The sequence below is a fragment of the Cupriavidus sp. H39 genome, from assembly GCF_050271075.1.
Lineage (GTDB): Bacteria > Pseudomonadota > Gammaproteobacteria > Burkholderiales > Burkholderiaceae > Cupriavidus > Cupriavidus necator_B.
Map to the genome: position 1 here is coordinate 771,245 of NZ_CP189846.1, position 26,107 is coordinate 797,351.

Annotated in this window: 31 protein-coding genes and 1 pseudogene; 30 read left to right on the forward strand and 2 right to left on the reverse strand. The window is 65.3% G+C overall.

What is annotated here, in order from left to right; translation table 11 throughout:
* Positions 1-60 precede the first annotated feature (60 nt).
* The 29 genes and pseudogenes from ACOCMH_RS03965 to ACOCMH_RS04105 all read left to right on the forward strand — a co-directional run bounded on the left by ACOCMH_RS03965 (position 61) and on the right by ACOCMH_RS04105 (position 24,448).
* Positions 61-1,278 carry an acyl-CoA dehydrogenase family protein gene (locus ACOCMH_RS03965; protein ID WP_427307878.1) on the forward strand — a complete coding sequence of 406 codons (1,218 nt, stop codon included), beginning with the start codon at positions 61-63 and terminating at the stop codon, positions 1,276-1,278.
* A 23-nt stretch (positions 1,279-1,301) separates the two neighbouring features.
* Positions 1,302-1,610 carry a hypothetical protein gene (locus tag ACOCMH_RS03970; protein ID WP_427307879.1) on the forward strand — a complete coding sequence of 103 codons (309 nt, stop codon included), beginning with the start codon at positions 1,302-1,304 and terminating at the stop codon, positions 1,608-1,610.
* Positions 1,611-1,681: 71 nt separating this feature from the next.
* Positions 1,682-2,935: a Rieske 2Fe-2S domain-containing protein gene (locus tag ACOCMH_RS03975; RefSeq protein WP_427307880.1), complete on the forward strand. Its 1,254-nt coding sequence runs from the start codon at positions 1,682-1,684 to the stop codon at positions 2,933-2,935.
* 8 nt (positions 2,936-2,943) lie between these two features.
* Positions 2,944-3,741 (forward strand): amidohydrolase family protein, encoded by a 798-nt coding sequence (locus ACOCMH_RS03980; protein ID WP_427307881.1) that lies wholly within the window; start codon positions 2,944-2,946, stop codon positions 3,739-3,741.
* A 1-nt stretch (position 3,742) separates the two neighbouring features.
* The gene (locus ACOCMH_RS03985) at positions 3,743-4,846 is read left to right on the forward strand and encodes a zinc-dependent alcohol dehydrogenase (protein WP_427307882.1); all 1,104 of its coding nucleotides are present in this window, start codon (positions 3,743-3,745) and stop codon (positions 4,844-4,846) included.
* A 61-nt stretch (positions 4,847-4,907) separates the two neighbouring features.
* Positions 4,908-5,759, forward strand: coding sequence for an amidohydrolase family protein (locus tag ACOCMH_RS03990; protein ID WP_427307883.1), 852 nt, complete (start codon positions 4,908-4,910; stop codon positions 5,757-5,759).
* A gap of 1 nt (position 5,760) precedes the next feature.
* On the forward strand, positions 5,761-6,456 hold the full coding sequence (locus tag ACOCMH_RS03995; RefSeq protein ID WP_427307884.1) for a GntR family transcriptional regulator: 696 nt from the start codon (positions 5,761-5,763) through the stop codon (positions 6,454-6,456).
* A 310-nt stretch (positions 6,457-6,766) separates the two neighbouring features.
* Positions 6,767-7,843 carry a porin gene (locus tag ACOCMH_RS04000; RefSeq protein WP_427307885.1) on the forward strand — a complete coding sequence of 359 codons (1,077 nt, stop codon included), beginning with the start codon at positions 6,767-6,769 and terminating at the stop codon, positions 7,841-7,843.
* Positions 7,844-7,861: 18 nt separating this feature from the next.
* Complete coding sequence (locus tag ACOCMH_RS04005; RefSeq protein WP_427307886.1) at positions 7,862-8,353, forward strand: hypothetical protein; 492 nt, start codon at positions 7,862-7,864, stop codon at positions 8,351-8,353.
* Entirely contained in the window at positions 8,350-8,889 is a 540-nt protein-coding gene (locus ACOCMH_RS04010; protein ID WP_427307887.1) for a DoxX family protein, read from the forward strand. The genes ACOCMH_RS04005 and ACOCMH_RS04010 overlap by 4 nt, the downstream gene beginning before the upstream one ends.
* A 51-nt stretch (positions 8,890-8,940) precedes the next feature.
* On the forward strand, positions 8,941-9,990 hold the full coding sequence (locus ACOCMH_RS04015) for a Rieske 2Fe-2S domain-containing protein (protein WP_427307888.1): 1,050 nt from the start codon (positions 8,941-8,943) through the stop codon (positions 9,988-9,990).
* 34 nt (positions 9,991-10,024) lie between these two features.
* Positions 10,025-11,596 (forward strand): FAD-dependent oxidoreductase, encoded by a 1,572-nt coding sequence (locus ACOCMH_RS04020; RefSeq protein WP_427307889.1) that lies wholly within the window; start codon positions 10,025-10,027, stop codon positions 11,594-11,596.
* A 55-nt stretch (positions 11,597-11,651) separates the two neighbouring features.
* The gene (locus ACOCMH_RS04025) at positions 11,652-13,016 is read left to right on the forward strand and encodes an MFS transporter (RefSeq protein WP_427307890.1); all 1,365 of its coding nucleotides are present in this window, start codon (positions 11,652-11,654) and stop codon (positions 13,014-13,016) included.
* Positions 13,017-13,085: 69 nt separating this feature from the next.
* Entirely contained in the window at positions 13,086-13,553 is a 468-nt protein-coding gene (locus ACOCMH_RS04030; RefSeq protein ID WP_427307891.1) for a hypothetical protein, read from the forward strand.
* Complete coding sequence (locus ACOCMH_RS04035; RefSeq protein ID WP_427307892.1) at positions 13,554-13,820, forward strand: hypothetical protein; 267 nt, start codon at positions 13,554-13,556, stop codon at positions 13,818-13,820.
* Positions 13,821-13,827: 7 nt separating this feature from the next.
* Positions 13,828-15,000, forward strand: coding sequence for a mandelate racemase/muconate lactonizing enzyme family protein (locus tag ACOCMH_RS04040; protein WP_427307893.1), 1,173 nt, complete (start codon positions 13,828-13,830; stop codon positions 14,998-15,000).
* 51 nt (positions 15,001-15,051) lie between these two features.
* Positions 15,052-15,549 carry a hypothetical protein gene (locus tag ACOCMH_RS04045; RefSeq protein ID WP_427307894.1) on the forward strand — a complete coding sequence of 166 codons (498 nt, stop codon included), beginning with the start codon at positions 15,052-15,054 and terminating at the stop codon, positions 15,547-15,549.
* A gap of 25 nt (positions 15,550-15,574) precedes the next feature.
* The gene (locus ACOCMH_RS04050) at positions 15,575-15,763 is read left to right on the forward strand and encodes a hypothetical protein (RefSeq protein ID WP_018314141.1); all 189 of its coding nucleotides are present in this window, start codon (positions 15,575-15,577) and stop codon (positions 15,761-15,763) included.
* A gap of 125 nt (positions 15,764-15,888) precedes the next feature.
* Positions 15,889-16,386, forward strand: coding sequence for a hypothetical protein (locus tag ACOCMH_RS04055; RefSeq protein WP_427307895.1), 498 nt, complete (start codon positions 15,889-15,891; stop codon positions 16,384-16,386).
* A 13-nt stretch (positions 16,387-16,399) separates the two neighbouring features.
* Positions 16,400-16,618 (forward strand): hypothetical protein, encoded by a 219-nt coding sequence (locus tag ACOCMH_RS04060; protein WP_427307896.1) that lies wholly within the window; start codon positions 16,400-16,402, stop codon positions 16,616-16,618.
* Positions 16,619-16,701: 83 nt separating this feature from the next.
* Entirely contained in the window at positions 16,702-17,949 is a 1,248-nt protein-coding gene (locus ACOCMH_RS04065) for an MFS transporter (RefSeq protein WP_427307897.1), read from the forward strand.
* Positions 17,950-17,985: 36 nt separating this feature from the next.
* Positions 17,986-18,651, forward strand: coding sequence for a GntR family transcriptional regulator (locus ACOCMH_RS04070; protein WP_427307898.1), 666 nt, complete (start codon positions 17,986-17,988; stop codon positions 18,649-18,651).
* A 204-nt stretch (positions 18,652-18,855) separates the two neighbouring features.
* Positions 18,856-19,050 (forward strand): FCD domain-containing protein, encoded by a 195-nt coding sequence (locus ACOCMH_RS04075; protein WP_427307899.1) that lies wholly within the window; start codon positions 18,856-18,858, stop codon positions 19,048-19,050.
* Positions 19,051-19,178: 128 nt separating this feature from the next.
* A pseudogene (locus tag ACOCMH_RS04080) lies at positions 19,179-19,439 on the forward strand (ABC transporter permease); the annotation flags it as partial.
* Between the two features lie 63 nt (positions 19,440-19,502).
* Entirely contained in the window at positions 19,503-20,549 is a 1,047-nt protein-coding gene (gene gtdA / locus ACOCMH_RS04085; RefSeq protein ID WP_427307900.1) for a gentisate 1,2-dioxygenase, read from the forward strand.
* Between the two features lie 98 nt (positions 20,550-20,647).
* Positions 20,648-21,346 (forward strand): fumarylacetoacetate hydrolase family protein, encoded by a 699-nt coding sequence (locus ACOCMH_RS04090; RefSeq protein ID WP_427307901.1) that lies wholly within the window; start codon positions 20,648-20,650, stop codon positions 21,344-21,346.
* Positions 21,347-21,367: 21 nt separating this feature from the next.
* Positions 21,368-22,009, forward strand: a complete 642-nt coding sequence (maiA, locus tag ACOCMH_RS04095; protein ID WP_427307902.1) for a maleylacetoacetate isomerase — start codon at positions 21,368-21,370, stop codon at positions 22,007-22,009.
* Between the two features lie 32 nt (positions 22,010-22,041).
* Entirely contained in the window at positions 22,042-23,253 is a 1,212-nt protein-coding gene (locus ACOCMH_RS04100; RefSeq protein ID WP_427307903.1) for a 3-hydroxybenzoate 6-monooxygenase, read from the forward strand.
* A gap of 94 nt (positions 23,254-23,347) precedes the next feature.
* Entirely contained in the window at positions 23,348-24,448 is a 1,101-nt protein-coding gene (locus ACOCMH_RS04105) for a TRAP transporter substrate-binding protein (protein ID WP_427307904.1), read from the forward strand.
* Between the two features lie 135 nt (positions 24,449-24,583).
* On the opposite strand, the gene ACOCMH_RS04110 is transcribed toward ACOCMH_RS04105, so the two are convergent.
* On the reverse strand, positions 24,584-24,751 hold the full coding sequence (locus tag ACOCMH_RS04110; RefSeq protein WP_427307905.1) for a hypothetical protein: 168 nt from the start codon (positions 24,749-24,751) through the stop codon (positions 24,584-24,586).
* Between the two features lie 59 nt (positions 24,752-24,810).
* Complete coding sequence (locus ACOCMH_RS04115) at positions 24,811-25,149, reverse strand: twin-arginine translocation signal domain-containing protein (protein WP_427307906.1); 339 nt, start codon at positions 25,147-25,149, stop codon at positions 24,811-24,813.
* A gap of 272 nt (positions 25,150-25,421) precedes the next feature.
* Here ACOCMH_RS04115 and ACOCMH_RS04120 point away from each other — a divergent pair, with 272 nt between their 5' ends.
* Positions 25,422-26,099, forward strand: a complete 678-nt coding sequence (locus ACOCMH_RS04120) for an alpha/beta hydrolase (RefSeq protein WP_427307907.1) — start codon at positions 25,422-25,424, stop codon at positions 26,097-26,099.
* The last annotated feature ends 8 nt before the right edge of the window (positions 26,100-26,107 follow it).

The following is a 26,107-nucleotide window of genomic DNA, read 5'->3' on the forward strand; positions in this document are numbered from 1 at the left end:
TCGCCGCCGCGTCACGGGCGCGCGGCGCGGCGGCGTACGTCCTCACACAGGAGACAAGACATGAGCACCTCCCCCCTGGCAACTTCCCCCGGCAGCGTGCCGGCGCTGGCCAGCCACGACGCCGCCATGGCCGCGGCGCGCGCGCTGCACGACAAGATCCGCGCTCGCGCCGACCGCACCGAAAGCGAGCGCATCGTTTCCACCGAGACCATCCACGACCTGATGGACGCCGGCCTGTTCGGCGTCGTCACGCCGCGCATGTTCGGCGGCTCGGAACTGGGCTTCGCCACGCTGGTCGACGTGACCGCCGAGATCGCCGCCGCGTGCGGCTCGACCGGCTGGGTCTACGGCGTGCTGGCCGGCCATAGCTGGATGCTGAACCTGTTTCCGCTGCAGGCGCAGCGCGAAGTGATGAGCGCTGACCGCGTGCTGACTGCCACCGTGTTCCGGCTCGGCGGCACCGTCACCGAAGTGGAGGGCGGCTACCGGCTGGTCAATGGCGACGGCCGCTTCTGCTCCGGCATCGACCATGTGCAGTGGGTCATCGTCGGCAATGCGGTGCAGCGCGAGGGCCTGCCGCCCGAGCCGCGCTTCTTCGTGGTGCCCCGCGAGGATATCGAGATCGTCGACGACTGGTTCACGGCCGGCATGCGCGGCACCGGCAGCCGCTCGATCCGCATCGCCGATACGTTCATCCCGGCGCATCGCTCGGTGTCGGTGAAGGACATGATGTCGGGCATGGCCGACGAAACCGGCTCGGTGCGCGCGCCGATCTACCGGATGCCGTTCCAGAACGTGACGCCGTTCTCGTTGGTCGGCGCCCCGCTGGGCATGGCGCGCGCCGCGGTGCGCTCTTTCTCGGAAGGCCTGGCGGCGCGCCTGGCCACGTTCAGCAGCGAGCAGGCGGCCGAGCAGTCGGCCACGTTTGCGCGCGTGGCGGAATCGGTCGCTGAGATCGACGCCGCGCTGGCCGTCGTGCGCGAAGATGCGCGCCGCGTGGACAGCGCGGAAGATCCCCGCGCGTTGAGCGACCTCGACTGGGCCCGCATTCCGCGCGACTGGGCCTATGCCGCGCAGAAGGCGCGCTACGCGGTGAACGCGCTGTTCGAAGCCGCCGGCGGCTCCGGCATCTACAACAGTTCCGAACTGCAGCGGATCTGGCGCGACGTGAATTCCGCCGCCCAGCACTTCGCCTTCACCTGGGACAGCGCCATGACCAGCTACGGCCGCGCGGTCATCGGCCTGCAGCCCTCGAAGTTCGGCCCGAAGGGTCGGTAAGCGGCACGCACAGAGGAGAGCCCATGCATGCCGACGAACTGACTTCCATCGACGACTACTCGGCCGCCACGCTGTCGTCGATCTGCGAGCGGATGGCGGTTTCCCGCGAGGTGGAACACATGATCTACCGGGAATCCGAACTGGACGAGGTCTGGCGCCTGCTCGACGCCGACGTCGCCAATGCCGCGCGCGACCGCCGCAGCGCGCAGCAGTTGCAGCGCCTGGAGGCCATGCGCTCCCTGGTGATCGAAGCACACGACCTGGTCGGCAACGACGGAGACACCGTTGCCGCCCGGGAATGCCTCGGCCGTGCCATCGCGCTTCTAGGCTGAACCCACCGAAGCCGGCGCACGGCGCCATTTCCCCACAAAGACGATACACAGATTCAAGGATAGGAGGACCTATGCTCACCCGTGAAGACAACAATGTGCTGACCCAGGTTGGCCGCGGCACCCCGATGGGCGAACTGATCCGGCGCTTCTGGATTCCCGCGCTGCTGGCGTCGGAGATTGCCGAACCTGGCGGCAAGCCGGTGCGCGTTCGCCTGCTCGGCGAAGACCTCGTGGCGTTCCGCGACACCGATGGCAAGGTCGGCCTGCTCGACGAGCAATGTCCGCACCGCCGCGCGTCGCTGGCGCTGGGCGACAACTCCGACGGCGGCCTGCGCTGCCTCTACCACGGCTGGAAGTTCGCCACCGACGGCACCTGCCTCGATACACCCACCGAGCCGTCCGGCTCCGCCTTCTGCTCGCGCATCCGTGCGCAGGCCTATCCCACCCGCGAGATCGGCGGCGTGATCTGGACCTACATGGGCCCGGCCGCCGAGCTGCCACAATTCCCGGAGTTCGAGTGGCTGTCGTATCCCTCCGTCAACGCCGTGCCGTTCAAGGTGCTGGAGGACTGCAACTACGCGCAGGCGGTCGAAGGCACCATCGACTCGGCGCACGCCGGCGTGCTGCACCGCGAGCAGCCGTGGAGCGCGCCCGCGAAGTACGACCATGAGCGCGACCTGCAACCGAAGATCGAAGTCGAATACACCAAGTACGGCCTGCGCTACGCTGGCGTGCGCAACTTCCGCGAGGAGGGAAAGCTGCATGCGCGCGTGACCGAGGTGGTGCTGCCGTTCTTCACGCTAATCCCGCCCGACGGCTTCGGCGTACGCAAGAACCGCCGCATGGCCAACGCCTTCGTGCCGCGCGACGATGAATCGACGTGGCACATCCAGTGGTTCTTCGACGACAGCCAGCCGGTGGATGTCGCCTACCGGATCGAGGAAGGCGGCCACTGGGTCGACGAGAATTTCCGCAAGCTGCGGAACATCGACAACTGGTACCAGCAGGACCGCGAGCTGATGAAGACGGCTTCGATGTCAGGCATCAAGGGCATCCTGACGCAGGACCACGCGGTCAGCGAAACCCAGGGCCGGATTCTGGACCGCACCAAGGAGCACCTCGGCACCTCCGACGTGGCCGTGGTGGCATGGCGTCGCCAGATGATCCGCACCGCGCGTGCGCTGGCCGAGCGGGGCGAGGCGCCGAGCGTGCTGACCGCGCCGATCCCGTTCCCGCAGATCCGCGCGGCCACGGTGATCTTCAGCAACGAGCGCACGTGGAAGCAGGAAGTCCCGCTCAATCCCGACGTGGCCCTGACGGCCTGACCGCGGCGATGCTGATCGACAGCCACGCGCATGTCTCGCCGGTCTGGTACGAGCCGGTGGAGACGCTGCTCGGCCAGATGGCGCGCCACGGCGTGGCGCGCGCGGTGCTGACGCAAATGATCGGGCAGGTGGACAACCGCTACCAGGCGGACTGCGTGCGCGCGCATCCGGGCCGCTTCGCCAGCGTGGTCTGGATCGACCCGGCCGCGCCGGACGCTCCACAGGTGCTTGCCAGCCTGGCGGACGAAGGGGCAGCCGGCGTGCGCCTGCGCCCCGGCGCCCGCTCGCCCGGCGACGATCCGCTCGCGATCTGGAAGGCGGCGCAAGCTTGCGGCCTGCCGGTCAGCTGCGTCGGCAATGCCGAGGCGTTCTGCGCGCCGGCCTTTGCCGAACTGCTGCAGGCCGTGCCGGGACTGACCGTGGTTCTCGAGCACCTTGGCGATACCAGCAAGCCGATGGAGAGCGAAGCGGACGGCGAACTGCGCTACACCGTGCTGCGGCTGTGCCGCTTCGACAACGTGATTCTCAAGGTGCCGGGTCTTGGCGAACTGGTGCCGCGTGCGTCCACCGCGCTGCGCGACGGCCCCACGTTCGGCGGCGCTGCCGCGGCGTTGCTCGAAGCCGCCATTGCCGCGTTCGGCGCCCCGCGCCTGATGTGGGGCAGCGACTTCCCGGTGGTGAGCAGCCGTGAGGGGTATGGCAACGCACTGGGGCTCGTGCGCGAATGCCTGCTCGACCATGCCGCCCCGGTGCGCGAGGCCATCCTCGGCGGCACCGCCCGCCGAGTGTTCTGGAAGGAGACCTGACATGACAAGGAAAGTACTGGCGGCCGTCAAGACCGATGTCGAGACGACCGAGTTGAGGGAGTTCGACTACCCGCAGGTGCAGCCGGACTCCGGCATCCTCAAGGTGGAAGCGAGCGGAGTCGGGGGCAGCGATCCCGAGACCTACCGCAAGCCCGGCCATGCGCCCGTCATCATGGGGCACGAGAACGTCGGCACCATCGTCGAGCTCGGCCCCATCGCGCAGCAACGCTGGGGCGTGAAGGCCGGCGACCGCGTGGCGCTGCACGAATACCTGCCGTGCTGGCACTGCGAATGGTGCATGAAGGGCGACTTCCGGCTGTGCATGGAGGTCGATTTCTTCAACGTGAAGGACCGGCTTAACACGCCGCGTTTCGGCATGTCGACGTGCGAGAAGCCACCGCACCTGTGGGGTGGCTACGCGCAGTACATGCACCTGCCGCTGAACACCGTGATGCACGTGATCCCGTCCGACATGCCCGCCGTGCATGCCACGCTCGCGGTGCCGTTCGGCAACGGCGTGCAGTGGGCCTGCAATGACGGCGGCGCCGGTCCCGGCAAGACGGTGCTGGTGTTCGGCCCCGGGCAGCAGGGACTGGGCTGCGTACTCGCGGCGAAGGCGGCGGGCTCGCTGACCGTGATCCTGGCCGGCATGACGCGCGACCGCGCCAGGCTCGACCTGTCGCTGCGGCTCGGCGCCGATCACGCCATCGATGTGCAGAACCAGGATCTCCATGCGGAGGTCATGCGCCTGACGAAGGGGCGCGGCGTCGACGTGGTGGTCGACACCACCGGCGATCCGACCGGCGAGGTGGCGCAACTGGCCGTGGGGCTGGCGGCGAAGGGCGCGTACCTGAGCCTCAACGGCCTGGAGCAGAGCGTGCCGATTGGGGAGATCAAGAAGCGCTACCTGACCGTGCGCGCTCCGCGCGGACGCAGCTACGCGGCGGTGGAGCTGGCGTTGCGCTACATCGGCTCCGGCAGGTATCCGCTCGACGAAGTGTGTTCGCACACCTTCGGGCTCGCACAGACCCACGAGGCGATCCTGGCCACTGCGGGCAAGGGCGTGGAGGGCGCCATCCACGTGACGGTGGACCCATGGAAATGAACTGTCCCGCGCCCTTGTCGGCGCGGGGCAGAACCAACAGCATACAGAGGAGACATAGCCGATGATCGACAGTCATGCACACCTGATTTCCGCCGATGCGGAACGCTATCCCACGTCGCCATTGAGCGGCGAGCTTGAGCCCGGCGGGCTCGACAATCCCGTGACGGCGGAGCGCCTGCTCGCGCTGATGGACGAGCAGGGCATCGAGCGCGCACTGGCCGTGCAACGGGCGCATATCTACGGTTTCAACAACGCCTATGTGTGCGACGCCGCGGCGCGCTACCCGGAACGCCTGCGCGCGCTCGGCATGGTGGACGCGCTCGACCCGGAGATCCGCCGGCAGGTGCGGCACTGGGTCGGCGAGCGCGGCGCGGTCGGCATCCGCCTGACCGAGCCGTTCAAGGGCGCCGACCCGTCCTGGTTCGCGTCGCCCGAGGCGATGGCAGCTTGGGAGACCGTGTCGGAACTGGGCGGTTCGGTGCGACTGCACTTCTATCGCTGGAACCGCGAGGCTGCCCTGAAGGCGCTCAAGCCGGTACTGGCGCGGTTCCCGCAGACCACCGTGGTGCTGGATCACTTCTCCAATATCGCCGGCGAGAGCGGGGCGCCGGACCACGGCGTCGATGCGCTGCTGCTGGAGATGGTGGAGCATCCCAACGTCTACCTGCTGTACTCGATGATCAACCTGGGCAAACTCGCCGCCGCGCAGATGCCGGCGGCGCCGATGGTCGAGCGCGTGGTGCGCGAGTTCGGCGCGGATCGCGTGATGTGGGGGTCCGACGTCGCGCAGTCGAAGGGCAGCTACGCGCAGATGGTCGCGCTGGCGAAGGCGTCGGTGTCGCTGCTGTCTGAAACCGACCAGCGCAAAGTGCTGCACGACACCGCGCGCGCGGTGTACTGGGGCGCGCGCTGAGATGGGCCGGCGCGAGGTGTTCGATCCTCCCGCGGGCCTGGCGCCTCGCGCCACCGATACCGACATGCCGTCGCGGCTCGCGGCCGATATCCGCGAACTGATCAACGAAGGAAAGCTGTCACCCGGACAGCAGTTGCGGCAGCAGGATCTGGCCCGGCGCTTCGGCATCAGTCGCGTGCCGGTGCGGGAAACGCTGAGCCTGCTGGTGGCCGAGGCCGCGGTCTGCCACGACCCCAATCGCGGCTTCCACGTTGCGCCGCTGTCGAGTAGCGAGGCGCGGCAACTCTATCGCATCCGCCACCTGCTCGAGACGCAATTGCTGTCGACGGTGCGATGGCCCGACGCCGACGAACTGGCGCACCTGCGCGCGCGGCTCGCGCTGCTCGACCACCATCTGACGGAGGGCGCGCGCGCCGCGTGGGTTCGCGCACACCGCGAGTTCCATGCTGCCATCTTCGCCTTGTCGCCCGACGCGGTGCTCAGGCGCGAAGTGATGCGACTGATGCGGCAGACGGATCGCTATCGGGCGATGGCCGCGACGGATATTGCCGGCTATCGCTTCCCGGCCGACCCGGAACATCACCTCGTCGAGACGCTCGCCGCGCAAGACCGCGCGGCGCTGCTGGAGGCCTACCGGCGCGACCGCAGTGCGGTGGAAGAGCGCCTGCTGGCGTCGCTGACCGCGCGCGGTCTCTGAAGTCACATCTCTAACGCCGGATGTTCATCCGTTCGCCGCCGCGCGGACGGGGACGGCGCACGTCCGCATTTTGGTGGGTGAGGGGGAGCGGGGTTTACCCCGTAATGCCAAAGAAAAGATTGAAGCGCGGCTTTTCGATGTATAAGATTCGCAATACTAAATTGAATAATATTTTGACCTGAGGGAACGGAGGGATCCGCCTTCCGGATCAAGAGCACCTTCGGACACAGCGGCCAAGGACGCCGTTGGCAAGAGTATGTAGCCCCATGCCAGCCCACTGGCAAGAACAAAACTACTAGAAGGAGACGACGTGGACAAAAGAATCGCCGGAATAGCGTTTGCCGGCTTTTTCCCCCTTGCGGCATCTGCCGCCACCGTGACCCTGTATGGGGTTGCCGACAGCTTTGTCGGCTATTTCCGCAACTCGGAGAAGAGCGTCACGAGCCTGAACAGCGGTGGCCTGGCTGGCTCGCGCTGGGGCATGCGCGGCACGGAAGACCTGTCGGCGGATCTCAAGGCCGTGTTCGTGCTTGAGGGCGGCTACAACATGGATACCGGCACCAACGCCCAGGGCGGGCGCCTGTTCGGCCGCCGCGCAACTGTCGGTATGCGAAGCAATACTTATGGCGAGATCGCGCTGGGCCGGCAGCCCACGCCGGGCTACGACTTCGCCGCGATCTTCGATCCAGTCCTGATGGCTCCGGGTTCGGTGGCAGCGTCGCTCACCGGCGAGTCGAGTAATCCGTGGATGTTCAACCCGCTCAATGATCCGGCCCGCGCGGATAATGCGATCCGCTACAACTCGCCATCCTTCGGCGGCGTAACGGTTTCAGCAGCGCATGTGTTCAGCGAGAATGCCGGCACGCCGGTCAACCGCAACTACGACATCGTCACGTTCCTCTACACGGCCAATAAGCTGAACGCCGGCTACGGCTTTGCGCGCGCCACGGGAACGACAAACCTGACGCCAGACACCAGCCGTCAGCTCGAGCACGCCTTCGCGGCCTCTTACGAGACGCCCTGGGCCACGCTCTACGGCAACTATCAATTGCGCTACCGGTTGGGCGCGGCGCATGACTCGGCGTGGCAAGTCGGCACCACCATTCCGGTTGGCGCGGCCGGCAATCTGAAGCTTGCCTACGGCATGCGCGACAGCGGAGTGACCAACGGCCTGCCGGATACCTCGGCGACGGCGGACGTGGCCGCATGGGCCATCGGCTACACCTACGACGTATCCAAGCGCACCACGCTCTACGCCTTCTTCAAGCGCCTCGAAAACCGCGGTTCGTCAAAGCAGACAATTTATCCACCCGGGGGGCTGACTTCGCCCACCCAGTTGCACGAGAAGGTGAACGCGCTTGGCGCGGGCATTTATCACCGTTTCTGACGCAGCCGGAGTTCATCGATGAAAACGAATACTGCAATGCAAGCGAGCACGGCCCGCGCGGTCTCCATCGGGGTCGGGATCGCAATCGCACTATCGTTCGCTTACAGCCTGCATTTCAATCCGCGCTGGTATGGCGACAACGGCCCCGGCGTGGGAAAGCTTCCACGCACGATCGTGCTGGACTATATGAAGCAGGCCTACGACAAGGGGCGGGGCGCGGAGGCCGCACAGGGATACTTCTCGCCGAAGATGCTCGACCACAGTCCCGGCTCGATCGAGCTGCGGGATGGCGAACCGATTCGCCATGAGATCCGGCAGGTTATCGCCGAAGGCCTGGTCGTCGCTGTGTACCACCGTGTGGAAGCGGCGCGGGGTGAGCCGGCAGTCGATGTGCTCGACGTGTTCAAGACAGGCGCCTATACGGGCCGGATCGCCGAAAGGCGGCGTTTTGTCCAATTTCCGCTGGCCGGCGAGGCCGCCAAGACTGCTCATTCCGGAGATGCCAAATGAATACACCGTCCCTTGCAAAAAGGAGGCTGGACGCTGCCTGCGTCGGCCGTCTGGCCATCACCCTGATGCGGCTCATCCTCGGCGCCTGGATGATCAACAGCGGCCTGAGCCATTGGCTGACGAACTTTGGGTTCCCGCCCATCTTCCCTCAGCCGCTTGGCACCCTGCCCGCTTCCAACGCAATGCTGGTCACGCTGATCGAGACCGGTGTGTTCGACATCGTCAAGGCTTGCGAACTGATAGCGGGCTTGCTCCTGCTGCTTGACCTGTTCGTGCCCTTCGCACTGGCAATGACGCTGCCGATCTCGTTCATGGTCTTCTTCAACGCCATTGTCCTGAACCTGCGGTTCGGAATGCTGTTCAGCACGTCCATGAGCGTGTGGTGCCTGTATCTGAACGTCATCCTGATTCTGGCGTACCTGCGCTATTACTTGCCGATGTTGGCGTGCCGGACATCGCCGGGGCGTCTCGAAGACATCAAGCGCCTGCCGGCTGCTGTCTTCGCTTCATGCCCCGACGAACAACGCAGTGCGTGACCCGCGCGCATCACGGTAGCCGATCCTCAAAACACAACCTGGAGTAAAGAAATGTTCCTTCGTAATTGCTGGTACATGGTTGGATGGTCCACTGACTTTGCCGACGACGCCATCGTGCCCTTTACCGTGATGGACGAGCCGCTGGCCATCTATCGCAAGACCGACGGAAGCCTGGCTGCGCTGGAAGACCGCTGCTGCCACCGCCTCGCGCCATTGTCGGTCGGCCGCAAAGAGGGCGACGAACTGCGCTGCATGTATCACGGACTGAAGTTTGCCGCGGACGGCCGCTGCACCGAAGTGCCGGGCCAGGACCGGATCTCGCCGCGCGTGTGCGTGAGGGCCTACCCGATCGTGGAGAAGCACGGCGCGGCATGGGTCTGGATGGGCGAGGCGGAGAAGGCGGACGAAGCGCTGGTGCCGCCCATCATTGGGCCGGACAACGCCGACTGGGCGATGGAATGCTCGACCTTCGACATGGACGTGAATGCCGAGCTGATCTCCGACAACCTGCTCGACCTCTCGCACGCGCCGTTCGTGCATGAGGCCACCTTCGGTGCCAGCGATCCCGTTGCGCTGAAGATGATGAAGGAAAGTGAAACGAAGCGCGGCGTCACGCAACTGGAGCGCGGCGTGCTGGCCGACCGCTGGCAGTTGGGCCGCCAGTCCAATCCGTACTTCGGCGCGCGCCCGTGCGACGACCGCGTCGTCAGCCTGTTCCTGGTGCCGGGCGTGTTTATCCTGACCATCACCTCTTACGAGCCGGGTGCGCTCGAGCGCAGCGAGGGCGGCGACGTAACCGAGACGCCCATCTTCAAGCGCTGCACTTGCCAGATGATCACGCCTATCAGCCAGAACAAGTCGCGCTTCTTCTTCAACTTCGGGCCGTGGGCCGCCGCCGCCGACCTGAAGCAGCACTGCTTCGGCATCGCCGACGCCGCCTTCCAGGAAGACAAGCGGATCATCGAGGCGCAGCAGGACATGATCCACCGTTCGCCCGGCCGCAAGTTTGTGCTGCTGCCGATGGACCAGCCGGTCGTCCGTTACAACGAGATCTACGCCCGCCTGCTGGCCGATGAGAAGCCGGTTGCCGAGCCGGCCTGAATCGTTGCGACCGATAGGATTTCGAGAGAAGAAGATGGAACAGAAGACGCGTGCAGTGAACTGGTCGCCACCGGCGTGGGACGACGAGGCCGACATGGTAGTGGTCGGCTACGGCGGCGCGGGCGCAACGTTCGCCTTCGCAGCAGCCGAGGCCGGCGCCGAGGTGCTGGTGCTGGAAAAGGGCGATCGCGGCGGCGGCAATTCGGTTTGCGTCGCGGGCGGGCTCATCATGACCTCGACCGACGAGGCCGCCACGTTCGACTACATGAACTGGCTGTGTGCCGGCCAGACCGACGAGCCGGTCCTGCGCAACTTTGTCGCAGGCCTGAAGGACATCCCGGCCTTCCAGCACAAGCTGGAGCTGCCCCTGAAGGACAACCCCAGGCCCTTTAGCGCGCCGGGATTCTTCCCCGAGTTTCCGGGCGCGCCCGGCGCCGCCAGCATCCACGGCATGAGCGTGGTGGCCGCGCCCGGCGGGGCAGGGCTATACAACGCTATCGCCGCGGTGGCCGAGAAGCACGGCGCGCGCGTTCAATGCAATACGGCGGTGACGCAGCTCGTGCAGGATCCGGTGTCGCGCGCCATCCTCGGCGTGCTTGCTCGCACCGCCGACGGCCGCACCATCGCCGTCAAGGCACGCAAGGCGACCGTGCTCGCCAGTGGCGGCTTCGAGTTCGACGCCGAGATGTGCCGGCAGTACCTGACGCCGTGCCCCATCCATTTCCTTGGCAGCCCGAACCTGACCGGTGACGGCATCCGCATGGCGCAGGAAGCCGGCGCGCAGCTCTGGCACATGAACGCCGTGGCCGGGCCGCTGAACTGGGGCATCAAGGTGGACGGCGGGCGCGTGTACGTGACGTACGACCTCAACAAGGTAGCCGGCTTCGGCTACAACTCGGGGGCGTTCAAGGACGGCGGGAGCCTGATCTGGGTGAACCGCCACGCGGCCCGCTTCCACAACGAAACCACCGACACCGCCGACGTCCGCCACGGCCTCGGCAATCGCGCCACGTGGCTCGCCACTGACCCCGACGTGCCCGAGTTCGTCAATGTGCCCGCCTTCCACATCTTCGACGAGAAGGTCCGCGCAGGCGGCGCCGCGATGACGACGCTGAACTCGCGCACCCCGCCGTGGAGCGCCGACAACCTCGCCGAACTCGACAAGGGCTGGATCATCCAGGCCGACACGCTGGAGGAACTCGCGCTGAAGTGCCGCTGGGACGCAGAGCCCGGCGCATGGCCGGCGGGTCACCTCGACCCCGACGCGCTGAAAGCCACCGTGGCGCGCTACAACGCGCAGTGCGAGGCCGGCGAAGACACCGACTTCGGTCGCAAGAACTTCCTCGTACCGCTCGACAAGGGCCCGTACTACGCCATCGGCCCGATGCTGCCGACGTTCCTGAATACACACGGCGGCCCGCGCCACGACGCGAAACAGCGCGTGCTCGACCAGCGCGGCGCCCCCATCCCGCGCCTGTACGCCATCGGCGAATGCGGATCGCTGTGGGGCCCGTACTACAACTCGATGGGCGATATCGCCGAGTTCATCGTGTCGGGCCGCACCGCCGCCCGCGCGGCGCTGGAAGAAGCCGCCTGGGACCGCTGACAACACTGCCGCCTGAACAACGAGAGTTCGAGAGAACCGCAAACCGGAGACAACCATGTTGGAAAGCCCCACCACAATCCAGTCGCCGCCCCGCAGGTCAGCGGCGGTCGCGCCGGCGCCGGCTAAAACCGCGGTGGCCCCCGGCGGCTGGGCCGTGCTGTTCGTGCTCACGCTCGTCTATATCGTGTCCTTCATCGACCGGGGCGCGATTTCGCTGGTGGTCGGACCCATCAAGCAGGATCTCGGCGCTACCGACCTGGAAGTGAGCTGGCTGCTCGGCCTGTCGTTCATGCTGCTGTACAGCGTGCTCGGCATTCCGGCCGGCTATCTGGTCGACCTGTACCGTCGCAAGTACCTGCTGAGCGGCGCCATCCTGATGTGGTCCGGCGTGCAGATGCTGTGCGGACTGAGCAATACGTACTGGCACCTGTTCCTCGCCCGCATCGGCCTGGGTGTCGGCGAGGCGATGCTGCCGCCGGCGGCGTCGTCGATGATCCGCGACGCTTTTCCGCCGGAGCGGCGCGGGCTCGCGTTCGGCATCTACAACATCGGGCCGCTGCTGGGCAGCGGGCTGGCGCTGGTGCTTGGCAGCTTCCTGCTGACGTTCGCCGCGAGCGGCAAGCTGGCGGGCGTGCCGCTGCTGGGTAGCCTGAAGCCGTGGCAATTCGTGCTGATCGTGCCGGGGCTGCTGGGCGTGCCGCTCGCCGCCTTGATGCTGCTGCTGCGCGAGCCGCCGCGACGCGACGCGATCGCGCAAGCGGATCGCGTCACCTATCCGGACGCGCTGCGCTTCGCATGGCAGCACCGTGCCGTCTATGCGCCGCTGTGGATCGCCATCTGCCTCTACGGCATCGCCATCGGCAGCCAGTTGGCGTGGCTGCCCGAAATCATCAACCGCTCGATGGGCATCGCCCGTCCGGAGATCGGCAAGACGCTCGGCGCGATCAGCGTGGTGGCTTCGCCGCTCGGGCTGCTGTTCTTCGGCAGCGTCGCCGACAAATTGCAGAAGCGCTGGGCCGACGCACCGGTGCGCGTCGCAATCGGCTCGACCGCCGTGGCGGCGCTCATCACCGCCTGCTTCCCGCTGATCCATAGCGCGCAGCTCGGCGCTATTGCCTATGGCGCGCAGACGTTCTTCTTCGTGATCTTCGCGGTGGCCGGCGGCGCGACCATGGCCAATTTCACGCCGGGCAACATGATGGGCAAGCTGACCGCGCTGTATTACCTCATCACCAACCTGCTCGGCCTGGCGCTGGGCCCCACTGTCTGCGCGCTGGTGGCGCGGCTGTTCTTCGACGGCCCCAACGCGCTCGGCCATGCGTTTGTGGCGTGTTACGTGGTCTCGGTCGGCATAGCCGTTTGCCTGCTGGTGCGCGTCTCGCGAGCGCTCAGGGCAGCAAGTCAGCTTCGCGCTTCCTGATCCACCGCCTCGTGCCGCGCCACGCCCACGCCTCCATTTTTGTCCGACTGCGGATAAAGGAAACTGCCAATGCATGCCGCCGAAAAATCGCCATGGAAGTATCTGGTCCTGTGGCTCAGGTTGTACTTCGCCATTCACTATCTGGCTTCCGGGCTGAATTTCGTCATCTTCAACTTCGTTCCGGATTTCAGTCATGCCGGGCGGGTGGGACCGTATCTCCATGCCATGGCGGATATCGGCTTTTACCAGGTCATCAAGTACCTCGAGGTCGTGCTGGGGACGATGCTGCTTTTCAACCTGGCAGTGCCCCTCGCGCTGATCGTGATGACCGGCGTAAGCGTCACGATCATCTACCTGAATCTCTTCATTTCCCCGGCGCCCCGGCAGTTGTTCACGGGGATCCAGGAGCTGCTTCTCAACGGCGGCCTGTTGCTCGCCTACGGGGGGTACTACGCGAATTTCTGCCGCATCAAGACAAGGCCGTTCTGGTTTTGGGACGGGTTGTCGCACCCGTCACGCGCTGAAACGAGAGGATGAATGCGGCTGGCAGGACGGCTTGTCGTCAACGCTTCGATTCATGAAAGCCGCCCGATTGGCCATGCAGTGCCGGTCTGGCGGGAGGAGATAAACGTGATCAGGGATCTAGTCTTTGTTGTGGCAGTGATCGTGGCGACGATACTCGTCGTCATGGCTGCCTCTACCAGCTTCGGCGCAAGACCGCTGCGGATCTACGACTATGGCCCGCCGCTGGCCGCGGGCGTGGTTGCCGTGGTTGCGCTGCTCCGTGACGCCAGAGGGAAGTGATGCCGCCATGAAGATCACGAAAATCGAATGCATCCCGGTATCCATGCCGCTGAAGAAGCCGCTGCGATTGCCGAACGTCACCATCACCAAGCTCGATACGCTGCTGCTGCGGCTGCATGCCGATAGCGGGCTGGTGGGCATCGCCGAGTCAGGCGACACGTCGTCGTGGTATCGCGGCGAAAGCCAGGCGTCGATGGTCGCCATGATCTGCGACATCTTCGCGCCGCGCATCCTGCTCGGCGAGGACCCGCGCAATATCGAGAAGATCGTCGGCGCGATGGACACGCTGGCGCGTGACAACAACCAGGCCAAGGCGCTGGTGGACTGCGCGCTGCACGACCTGAAGGGCAAGGCGCTCGGCGTGCCGGTCTACCAGTTGCTCGGCGGGCGCACGCGCGACTCTGCGCCGCTCGGCTGGGTGCTGTCGGCGGGCGAGCCGGCGAGGGTCGCCGAGGCCGCGCTGGCGGCGCGCGAAGCCGGGTTCGTCGCGTTCAAGCTGAAGGTGGGGCGCGGCACGTTCGACAACGACGTGGCGACGGCCGCCGCCGTGCGCGAGGCGCTCGGCGATGGCGCGCGCATCTGTCTCGACGCCAACGGCTCGTGGAACTACGAACAGGCGCTGCGCACGATCCGACGGCTCGACGCGCATCGTCTCGACTTCGTCGAGCAGCCCCTGCCGCATTGGGATATCGAAGGCATGGCGCGCCTGCGCCAGCGCATCGAAACGCCGCTGTACGCCGACGAGGCCGCGCAGGAACTGCACCACCTAAAGGAGATCGCCGAGCGGCGCGCCGCCGACGGCGTGATCCTGAAGGTGCAGAAAGTCGGCGGCCTGCTCAAGGCCCAGCGCTTCCTCGCCGTGGCGCAGATGCTCGACCTGCCGGTGATGTGCAGCACACTGATCGGCTCGGGCGTGGAAGCCTGCCCGACCGCGCACCTGTGGGTGGCGAACCAGTGGGCGTGCCAGTTCATCAGCGAGAGCACCGGGCCGCTGGCCGTGCACGGCGTCTGGAACAGTGAAGACATTCCGCAGGGCGCCGACCTCGCCCTGCAAGGCGCGCGCTTCCATCGCGGCCATGTATCCCCCGGCGACGGTCCGGGCCTCGGCGCGGAACTGAACGAGGCACTCCTCGCGCAGATTCGCACCGAGGGCCGACCGGCGCGGGTGGTCAACCTGTAGGGCGCCCCCGACCCCGCAAGGCTTTCAATTCCTAGACGCAGGAGACACGACATGAGCAGCGCCAATCAATTACCTTGGAAGTACGCCATCCTCTGGCTTCGGATCTATTTCGGCGCCCACCTGTTTTACTCGGGCAGCCGCTTCATCCTGACCTCGTATGTGCCGGAGATTCCGGGCATCGGCGGCGCTTACGTGGCGGCGGCGTCCGACATCTACATCTTCCAGATCATCAAGTACATGGAGTGCGTGCTCGGCCTGATGCTGCTCACCAACCGTGGCGTGCTGCTGGCGCTGATGCTGGAGATGCCGGCCACGGTCAACATCTTCTGGCTGAACACCTTCATCGTTGCCACGCCGCGCCAGCTCTTCACGGGCCCACAGGAGTTGTTCATGAATGGCGCCCTGCTGCTTGCCTACGGTGGGTATTACGTGTCGGTACTGCAGGCGAAGGTCGAGCCGATGTGGCTGTGGGACGGACTGAAGAAGGTGGCAAGCGCGCGCGAACGCGGCGAGGCCGCACCTACCTCGGTCCAACAGATCGAAGCCTGAACCAAAGCCTGAACCGGAGACTGCAATGAAGAAAGAGATGTGGATTGGCGTGGCCATGTGCGTGTTCTTGTCCGTGGCTGCCTGCATCGGCTCGACGGGGCTGGGCTATGCGGAATATCGCCCGCTGCGGAATTTCGACTATTTCGCGCTGGGGATCTCGTGGACCTTCCTGATCGTGACGCTCATCAAAGATCGCCGCAGCGACAAGTCATGAGCGGGCGCATCGGCATGACGCCGGTGTGACTGGGGCGCCGGCCGAACCAGCGGCTGGCGGCGGCGCCCGGGAAGGGGCGGGAAGTAATTCGGCTGTGAACAATAAATATACAGAGGAGACATCAAATGAACAGGGATGTGCAATCCCCCTGGAAGTACGTGGTTGCCTGGCTGCGGATCTACTATGGCGCCAACCTGATTTACTCGAGCGTTCGCTACATCGCCACCGGCTTCATTCCGGAGATACCCGGAGCCGCCGGCGCCTATGTGGATGCGGCGAAGGCCATCTACCTCTACCAGGGCATCAAGTTCCTCGAATGCTTCTGCGGGATCCTGCTCGTGACCAACCGGAACGTGCTATTGGCCCTGGTGCTGGAGATGCCGACTACGTTCAATATCTTCTGGATGAACACCTTCATCGTCGGCACGCCGCGCCAGTTGTTTTCCGGCCCGCAGGAACTGCTGATGAACGTCTCGCTCCTGTTGGCGTATGGCGGGCACTACGCGACGATCCTGCAGGCCAGGGTCGAGCCGGTATGGCTGTGGGACGGATGGAAAACGCTGGTGCGAGCGCGCGAACGCGCAGGTGCGCTGCGGGGCCGAATTCAGCAGGCCGACGCCTGAACCGGAGACTGCGATGAAGAAACCCATGTGGATTGCTGTCGGTATTTGTCTGCTCATCACGCTCGCCGCGTGCATCGGCTCGACCGGACTGGGCTATGCGGATTATCGTCCGCTGCGCTATCGCGACTGCTTTGCGCTGGCGGCGGCATGGCTCTATGTGATCGTGATGTTCGTCAAGGATAGACGCGCCAGCCGTTCCGGCGTGGCGAAGCGTGGCAACGCCGGTGCCTGATCGCTGATTTTCGACTTCTCGTGCTCGAGAGTTGGGCGGCGCCTGGAAACTGGCTGTCGCTCTTTTTTCTTTTGGTATCCCTCATGCAGTTACCCCACGGCCTCCGCGCGCTTTCCTCCCGCAGCTTCCGCCTGTTCATAGCAGGGCAGGGTGCCGCGCAAGTGGGCAACTGGCAGCAGTTGATCGCCACGTCCTGGCTCGCCTATGCACTGTCCGGTTCGACGCTGGTCCTCGGCCTGGCGGCATTCGCGCTGCAGATTCCCTTCCTGCTGATGGCGCCGGTGACGGGGCCGCTGCTCGACCGTGTCGATACCCGCCGCGTACTGATGGCGGCGAATGCCGTGGCGTGCGCGCAGTCGGTGACGATGCTGTCGCTCGTGGCGACCGGCCTTCTGCGGCCATGGCATATTGTGCTGGCGAATCTGGTACTCGGTATCGTCAACGCATTCGATTCGCCGGCGCGCCAGTCGCTACTGTCGCAGATGGTCGAGCGCAAGGAAGACCTGCCCAACGCAATCGCCCTCAATTCCAGCATGATGGCGGCCGCCCGGTTCGTCGGACCGACGATTGCCGGCGCCATCATCGCCGCTTTCGGCCAGGTGTGGGCCTTCGCGGCGAACGCGATCCTGCGCTTCGCGATCATCGCCGCGCTGCGCGGCATGCGTCTGGTACGGGCGCCACGCAAGGCCGAACCCGAGCCGTGGCTCCGGCAGTTCGCGGGCGGACTGCGGTATGCGCACGGTTTCACGCCATGCCGCAACAGTCTGTGGCTGCTCGCGACGATGAGCTTCACCATCCAGACGCATGCCGCCATGATGCCGTGGTTCGTGCGCGAACGATTCCACGGCGACTCGCGCACGTTGGGCATGCTGCTTGGCGCGGCGGGCCTGGGTGCGCTGGCGGGAATGCTCTATCTGGCGATGCGCCGCGGCATTGGCTGGCTGCTGGCGACGATCGGCTTCGCCTCGGTCATGGCTGCGCTCGCCACCATCGGTTTCGCCCTGGCGCCGGTGGTATGGATGGGATTCGCGATGCTGTTCCTCGTCGGCATGGGCACCATGCTGGCGGCGGCTTCGGTCAATACCCTGATCCAGCTCGCGGCGCCCGAGGGCTTGCGCGGCAGGGTCGCGTCGCTGTACGTGGTGGCGTTCCTGGGCATTTCGCCCGTGGGCGCGCTGTTCTGGGGCTGGACGGCGGAGCACGTCGGGACGCCGGCGGCGCTGACAACCTGCGGCGTGGTGCTGCTGCTGGCATCGGCGTTGTACATGACGAACATCGCGGCCATGCGCGAGCAGGTCCAACCAGTGTACAGTCGCATGAACCTGTCGTGAGCGCAGGCATCCCCGTCCGTCCATCCGCTGCCGAACATGAACACTGTAGAAGTCAAGGGCGTCGATCTTCCGGCCCAGATCGCCCAGCAAGTCCGCAAGCTGATCAATCGCGGCACCCTTGCGCCCGGGCTGCAATTGCGCCAGTCGGACCTGGCCGACCGCTTCGGCATCAGCCGCGTGCCGGTGCGCGAGGCGCTCAAGCTGCTGGCGGCCGAAGGCATCATCGAACACGATCCCAATCGCGGCTTCTTCGTTGCCCCGCTTTCCACCGACGAGGCCCGGCAACTCTACCGCTACCGCTTCCTGCTGGAGCGGGAACTGCTGAAGACGGTCGCGTGGCCGGACAGCGCACAGATGAAGGCGCTGAAGGCCATGCTGGCACGGCTCGACAGCTACCTCGACACGGGCCAGCGCGCTGAGTGGATCGACGAGTACCAGGACTTTTACGCGCTGCTGTTCGACCTGTCGCCGGACAAGATCCTGCGGCGCGAGGCGATTCGCCTGATCAGGCTGACCGACCGGTACCGGGCACTGGCCTCGGAGGTGAGGATGCCGGGCGAGCAACGAACCGCGCACCTGGAGCACGCGCTGGTGTCGGCCATGTCGAAACGGGACCGTGGACAACTGATCCTCGGCTTCGAACGCGAGCGCGAGAAGATCCTGACATCGATGCTGGCGAGAATCGACGCGCGCGGGCTGTAGCCCGCTTCAGAACACCGTGGTGATGCCGAGCCGGTAGGCGCCATGCCGCTGGCGCCGGCTTTACGCGAATCCGGCTTCCCACCGTCAACGCCGGACGGGACCGCGCCGCCATTGTGGCCGTGGGCGCGCGCTACCAGATCGACAACTGGCGCCTGAACGGGCTCCACGCTTCCGTGCGCAACACGTTCACGAGCGCCACCGTCCATGCGGCCGAACTCGGCGCGGTGCGCTGCTACTTCGCCGTGGGTGCTCGGCTTCAGCGTCGAGAACAACACGCAACATCGCGCGATCATCGACGCCATCCGGCACGGCTACCCCGCCGAAACCGCCGCCGCGATGCGCATGCATCTCTTGGGCGTGCCGCACGCCTATCCGACCGGACCGGTGTCCTTGATTTAGCATGCATAATTGAATAATATCTAGCCTACAAATCAGGTGGCCAGCCCTTGCTGCTTCCCCTTGAGGCCACCGAACGGAGACGGATATGACAAGACGCGGCATGCTGCGGCGCCTCGCGTGGCGCGCTACCCCAGATTCTCGCCTGCTTGCGGATCAGCCTTGGCGTGGCGCTGCTGGTCATCGTCGCCGCGGAGTTCGTTGGCGCCAAGTCGGGCATCGGCTTCCTCATCTGGAATAGCTGGCAGGTGTTCGAGGTCGAGAAGATGTACGTGGGGCTGGCCGCGAGCGCGGTGCTGGGCTTCCTGTTCTCGCTCGGGTTCGACCTGCTGGAGCGGGCGCTGCTGCCGTGGCGCGTGGTCGCTCGTGGGCACCGGCGACGGCGGCCCTGAACGCTGCGCCCCCAATGCGGCCGATGCGAGCCGCCATGTACATGCAATCACTACGGAGACATTATGGACGCACGCCAACCGGGCACCGATCGTGCCGCTTACTACGCCGATATCGGCCGCAGCCACATGAGCGCCCTCTGGGAATCGCTGCATTCGCTGGTGCCGCCGCAGCCGCAGCCGCAGATGTTGCCGGCCATCTGGAAGTACAAACAGGTTCGTCCGCTGGTGATGCAGGCTGGCAACGTCATCAGCGCCGAGGAAGCCGTGCGCCGCGTGCTGGTACTGGAGAATCCGGGCCTGCCTGGCAAGTCGAGCATCACCGGCTCGCTCTACGCCGGGCTGCAACTGATCTTGCCGGGCGAGGTGGCGCCGAGCCATCGCCATACGCAGTCGGCGCTGCGCTTTATCGTGGAGGGGCAGGGTGCCTGGACGGCCGTGAACGGCGAGCGTACCACCATGCACCCCGGCGACTTCATCATCACGCCGTCGTGGACGTGGCACGACCACGGCAACCCGGCCGTCGAGGACGGCGGCGAGCCGGTGGTCTGGCTCGACGGGCTCGACATCCCGCTGGTGCAGTTCTTCGACGGCGGCTTTGCCGAGAACTACCCCGAGCCGCAGCAGCCAGTCACGCGGCCCGAGGGCGACAGCTTCGCCCGCTTCGGCCACAACATGGTGCCGGTGCGCCACAAGGTTTCCGACCCGACCTCGCCGATTTTTAGCTATCCATACGACCGTTCTCGCGAGGCGCTCGACCAGCTCTACCGCAACGGCGAACTCGATGCGTGGGACGGTGTGAAGCTGCGCTACGTCAACCCCGCCACCGGCGGCTGGCCGATGCCGACCATTGCCACCTTCATGCAATACCTGCCGGCCGGCTTCCAGGGCCGCACGTATCGCAGCACGGACGCGACCGTCTACAGCGTAGTCGAGGGGCGCGGCACCGTGCGCATCGGCGACGAGCAGTTCCAGTTCGAGCCGCGGGACACCTTCGTGGTGCCCTCGTGGGCGCCCGTGCAACTCGCCGCGCTGGACGACGCCGTGCTGTTCAGCTACTCCGACCGTCCTGTGCTGTCCGCGCTCAACCTGCTGCGCGAATCGCGCACCTGATCCGATTTCCCTTCGATATAAGCCACCGGGGCGCGCCGCCACAGGCTGCCTCGGGCCCGCTCAACCTGCGTTTGCCCAATTCTTTGACCGAGTCTGTCATGTCCTACATCTTCACGCCCCCCGCAACCGTCTCCATCCCCGTCGCCGGCAGCGACGACCAGTTCGCCGTGCGCCGCGTCTACTGCGTCGGCCGCAACTACGCCGCCCACGCCCGCGAAATGGGCTTCGATCCGGACCGCGAGCCGCCGTTCTTCTTTTGCAAGCCGGCCGGCGCCATCGTGCCGGTGCAGGACGGCGAGGTGCTGGAACTGCCGTATCCCGCGCAGACTACCAACTACCACTACGAAGCCGAACTCGTCGCCGTGATCGGCAAGGCCGGCTCCGACATCCCCGTCGACCAGGCGCTCGAACACGTGTGGGGCTACGCAGTCGGCCTGGACATGACGCGCCGCGACCTGCAGATAAAGATGCGCGAGATGGGCCGCCCATGGGAAATCGGCAAGGCCTTCGACGCCTCGGCGCCGGTCGCTTCGATCCATCCGGCCAGCAAGATCGGCCACCCCACCGACGCGGCGATCTGGCTGACAGTCGACGGCGAGACGAAGCAGCGCAGCAACGTCACGCACCTGATCTGGTCGGTGGCCGAGACGGTGGCGTACCTGTCGCAGTTCTTCCGGCTGGAGCCGGGCGACGTGATCTTCACCGGCACGCCGGAAGGCGTGGGCGCGGTGAAGGCCGGCGAGACGATGGTGACGGGCGTGGACGGGCTCGGTGAACTGACCGTGCGCGTGGTCTGACGGAAATTCACGGGAGTAGTCATGCAGCTCTATAGCTTTTTCAACAGTTCCACGTCATACCGCGTGCGTATCGCCCTCGCGCTCAAGGGGCTGTCGTACGAGTACCTGCCGGTGAACATCCGCGTCGGCCAGCATCATGACGGGGAATACGTGGACGGCATCAACCCGTCGGCGTCAGTGCCGGCGCTAGTCGATGGCGACTTCACGCTCGGGCAGTCGCTGGCGATCCTGGACTACCTCGACGCGCGCCATCCGGAACCGAGCCTGCTGCCGGCGAGCGGCGAACGCCGCGCGCGAGTGCTCGAACTGGCGTATCTGATGAGCTGCGACATGCACCCGGTGAACAACCTGCGCATCCTCAAGTACCTGCAAAGCGAGCTGAAGGTGTCGCCCGAGCAGAAGGACGCGTGGTATCGCCACTGGATCGACGAAGGCATGGCCGGCGTTGAGCGCCTTCTTTCCCGATATGGGGAAGGGCCGTGGTGCTTCGGCGCGCAGCCCACGCTGGCCGACGTCTGCCTCGTGCCGCAGATCGCCAATGCCTTGCGCATGGGCTGCGATCTTTCCGGTTACCCGAAGGCGATGGCAGTCTTTACCCACGCCAGCGCGCACCCCGCTTTCGCCCAGGCCGCCCCGGCGCGCCAGCCCGACTACACCGCCTGAGCGCAAGAACGCCCAGGTCCAGGAGACGACACATGCAATCGAATCAATCCGACAGGAAAGCCCTGATCATCGGCGGCGGCATCGGCGGACTTGCCGCGGCGCTCGCGCTGGCGAAGCAGGGCATCCGGATCGAGTTGCTGGAGCAGGCCGACCAGATCGGCGAGATCGGCGCCGGCATCCAGCTCGCCGCCAACGCCTTCGCCGCGCTCGACGCGCTGGGTGTGGGCGAGGCTGCGCGCGACCGCGCCGTGTTCACCGACCAGATGATCTTGAAGGATGCGCTCGACGCCAGCGACGTGGCCCTCGTGAACGTGGGCACACGGTACCGCGAGCGTTTCGGCAATCCGTATGCGGTGATCCATCGCGCCGACATCCACCTCTCGATCCTGGAAGTAGTGCAGGAGCATCCGCTGATCACGTTCCGCACCAGCACCCGCGTGGAAAAGCTGGAACAGGGCGAGCGCGGCGTGACGGTGGTCGACCAGCGCGGGGAATGCCACGTGGCCGACGCCGTGGTGGGCTGCGATGGAGTGAAGTCCGCTATCCGCCAGACGCTGATCGGCGACGAGGCGCGCGTGACCGGCCACGTGGTGTACCGCGCCGTCGTCGACGTAGAAGACATGCCAAAGGACTTGCAGGTCAACGCGCCTGTGGTGTGGGCCGGCCCAAACTGCCATCTCGTGCACTACCCGCTGCGCGGCGGCCAGCAGTACAACCTCGTCGTCACGTTCCACAGCCGCGAGAAGGAAGAGTGGGGAGTGAAGGACGGCAGCAAGGAGGAGGTGCTGTCGTACTTCGAAGGCATCCATCCACTCCCGCACCAGATGCTCGACCGGCCGTCGTCGTGGAAGCGCTGGGCCACGGCCGACCGCGACCCCGTAGAACGCTGGAGCTTCGGCCGCGCGACCATTCTCGGCGACGCCGCGCATCCGATGACGCAGTACGTCGCGCAGGGCGCCTGCCAGGCGCTCGAAGACGCCGTTACGCTCGGCGCAGCCGTGCGGGAAGCCAATGGCGACTTCGAGGCCGCGTTCAGGCTGTACGAGCAGGCCCGCATCCCGCGCACCGCGCGCGTGCTGTACGCCGCCCGCGACATGGGTCGGATCTACCACGCCAAAGGCGTCGACCGCCTCGTGCGCAACTCGCTCTGGACCGGCCGCGCGCAGTCGCAGTTCTACGACTCGCTGCAATGGCTGCATGGCTGGCGGGCTGAGAAATGCCTGAGCCAGACGCCGTGGCTGTGAGAAGCGACGTGAGGGAAAGGAAGGCGAGTCACGCTTCTTGCTGCTTTGCAAAAAATCAGTAGAGCGCATCGTAGTGCATAACAAGGAGATAGGAATGCTCAAGAATTCAGCCGTATTGGGTCTTCTTACCTTATTGATGTCGTTAAGGGATAGGCGAAAGCTTGCAAGACTCGCTTGTTGCATCCCATTATCCGTGCTGGCAACCACGGCGGTGGGAGACCCTCTCCCCGCCGCGAAGCCGGAGGCGAGAATCATCCATATCGCTGATTACCGTGGATATCTCCAGGCGGACCACCCGGTGCGCCGTGGCATGAGCAAGTTCTCCGAACTGGTGGCCACCCGAAGTGGTGGCCGCATACTCGTGCAAGCCTCCGCAGATTCCATGCCGGGATCTCCATCAAGCCAGATCGCATCCTTGCAGGCAGGAGATGGCAGAACGCCAGAGTTGATGCTACAAGCTACGATCGGACTGGCTGACGTCGAGAAGGGCTTTGGTCTGATTGATCTTCCGTTCACGATCAGCAATGAAAGACAGGCCAATGCGTTGCTCGAGGGCCCTTTCGGCGCCACCCTGTTGGATCGTCTCGCAAGCCGTAATTTGATCGGACTCGCATGGTGGGAGAACGGCTTCCGACATATGACGACTTCTACTGGCCCCATCCTCCATGCGGACGACTTCATTGGCTTGAAGATTCGTGTCATCCCTTCGCCATTGTTCATTGAAAGCTTCAAGGAGATCGGGGCGGATCCCGTTCCTTTGCCATTTTCTGAACTGTATGCTGCGTTGAAATCCAAGAGCGTCGCAGCGCAGGACAATTTCTATTCCCAGATAGTGACGGGAAAACTGTATGAGGTGCAGACATACCTGGGTGTTACGCACCACTCTTACGGTGCCATGACATTGATCGCGAGCAAGCGCTTCTGGGACACGTTGTCGCCGGCTGACCAGACTCTCTTGCGCCATGCCGCGGAAGAGGCCGGCCAGTACCAGAGGCGCCTAATTCGTGATGAGGATGCCAAGGTGCGTGCGGACCTTGAATCCAAAGGAATACGTATAAATGAACTGGATGACAACGAGTTCACAAAGTTGAGCGAGCGCGCTCGACCGGTGCTTGCGCGCATTGCTGGGAACTATGAGGCGTCCCTTATTAAATTGTATGAGACCGAGCTAGATAAAATCCGTGCGCTCCACTGATCTAGCCGCGAGGGGGGTGGAAGCCGCAATCGGCGACACGGGCGGGCCCTTCGACAAGATCTTCTGTGGACTGACGCAAACTGGCCGAACCTGCGGATAGGCGACGATGCGACATGCAGGTCCGCTCATCCACCATCACGCGCCTGCCATGGTTTCCGGCGTCACTTCCCAGCCTGCATCGATGCCGCCGGGAAGCATTTGCCCACGGTCTTCACCGACCTCCGCATCGATCAACCGGTTCAACTTGTCGTTCATCGCGACGACAAGTTCACGGTGTCGGGTTTCGCCCGCCAGATTGTGCATCTCGTACGGATCGGTCTGCAGGTCAAACAGTTCCAGGTCATTGAACTGGTTCAGCGCCTCTAACGTCCCGGGGCGGTTATGCTGCTTGGGCGAGAAGTAGCGGGCGAAGGGTTCAGGAAGGTCGTGCCACGCTGCATCAGGCGTTCATGCGCAGGCAGGCTATAGCCAGCCGGCAATTCTCCCGCGCGAAAAAGGCGTTCCTGATCGACCACGATGAGAAGAATGTTGTAGGGGCCTGCCGCGCGGCTTGCCATGGATGGCGCGTCGCCCTCTGTACGTGTTGCCGCTGCCTCGGCGCTGTGGCCGCTGCCGAGGCTCAGCGCGGCGGCGCCCAGACCGGCAACACGGAGGAAATCGCGGCGAGTCAGCGCCGATTCGGGATTGCTGTCGTTTGTCATCTCGATTTCCCCAGCGAAAGCGCGGCGCCCGGTGGGACAAATGGATGACGACATACGCATGGCCCACGCATGCCAATGAAGCCTAGCAATAATCACTCCCGGTTCAACAAGCCGGCTTTTGACCGCGAAGGTGCGAAACGTTGGACAGCGTACTAAACACGCAGTCCGGGCCGGGCGCCGAATATAAAGGACGGCCCTGCCGCGCAGGAGCCTTGTGGCCGAAACTCCATTTCGTATGTAATATACAGAATATCAGAGTCCGGAATCCTATCATGCTCGATCCATCGCTGCTCGGTCGGCTGGCCTTTACGTTGGTGCATCCTGTTGATGCGCCGTTGTCGCCGGGACATCATCCCATTGCGTTGGCAGAGGGGCGCCCTGCCGTGCTGTTCGTTCCCGCAGGCATCGATGCCAACGCGCCGGTGCCCCTGATGGTCATGTTCCACGGCGCCGGCGGCTTCCCTGAAAAAGTCTTGCCGCATCTCGAAGCGCATGCGCAGCGGCACAAGTTCCTGGTGCTGGCCCCGCATTCGCTTTATCCCACGTGGGACATCGTCATCGGCGGCAATGGGCCGGACCTGGAACGGCTGCACCGCGCGCTGACCGCGGTGACCCGCCGCTACCGGATCGATCCGCAGCGGCTCGCCTTCGCCGGCTTCTCGGATGGCGCCAGCTATGCGCTGTCTCTGGGCCTCACCAACGGCGATATCGCCAGCCATGTGATGGCATTCTCCGGCGGCTTCATGTCAGTGTTCATGCAGACCGGCGTCCCCAAGGTATTTGTCGCGCACGGGCTGGCCGACGAGCAGCTGCCCATCGCCACCAGCGGGCGCGCGCATGCGGCCAAGCTCAGGGCCGCTGGCTATGACGTGCAATACGTCGAGTTCGACGGGCCGCATGTCATCCATGCGCCGGTGGTCGAGCGCGCGATCGATTTCTTCCTGCAGTAGAACCCTGG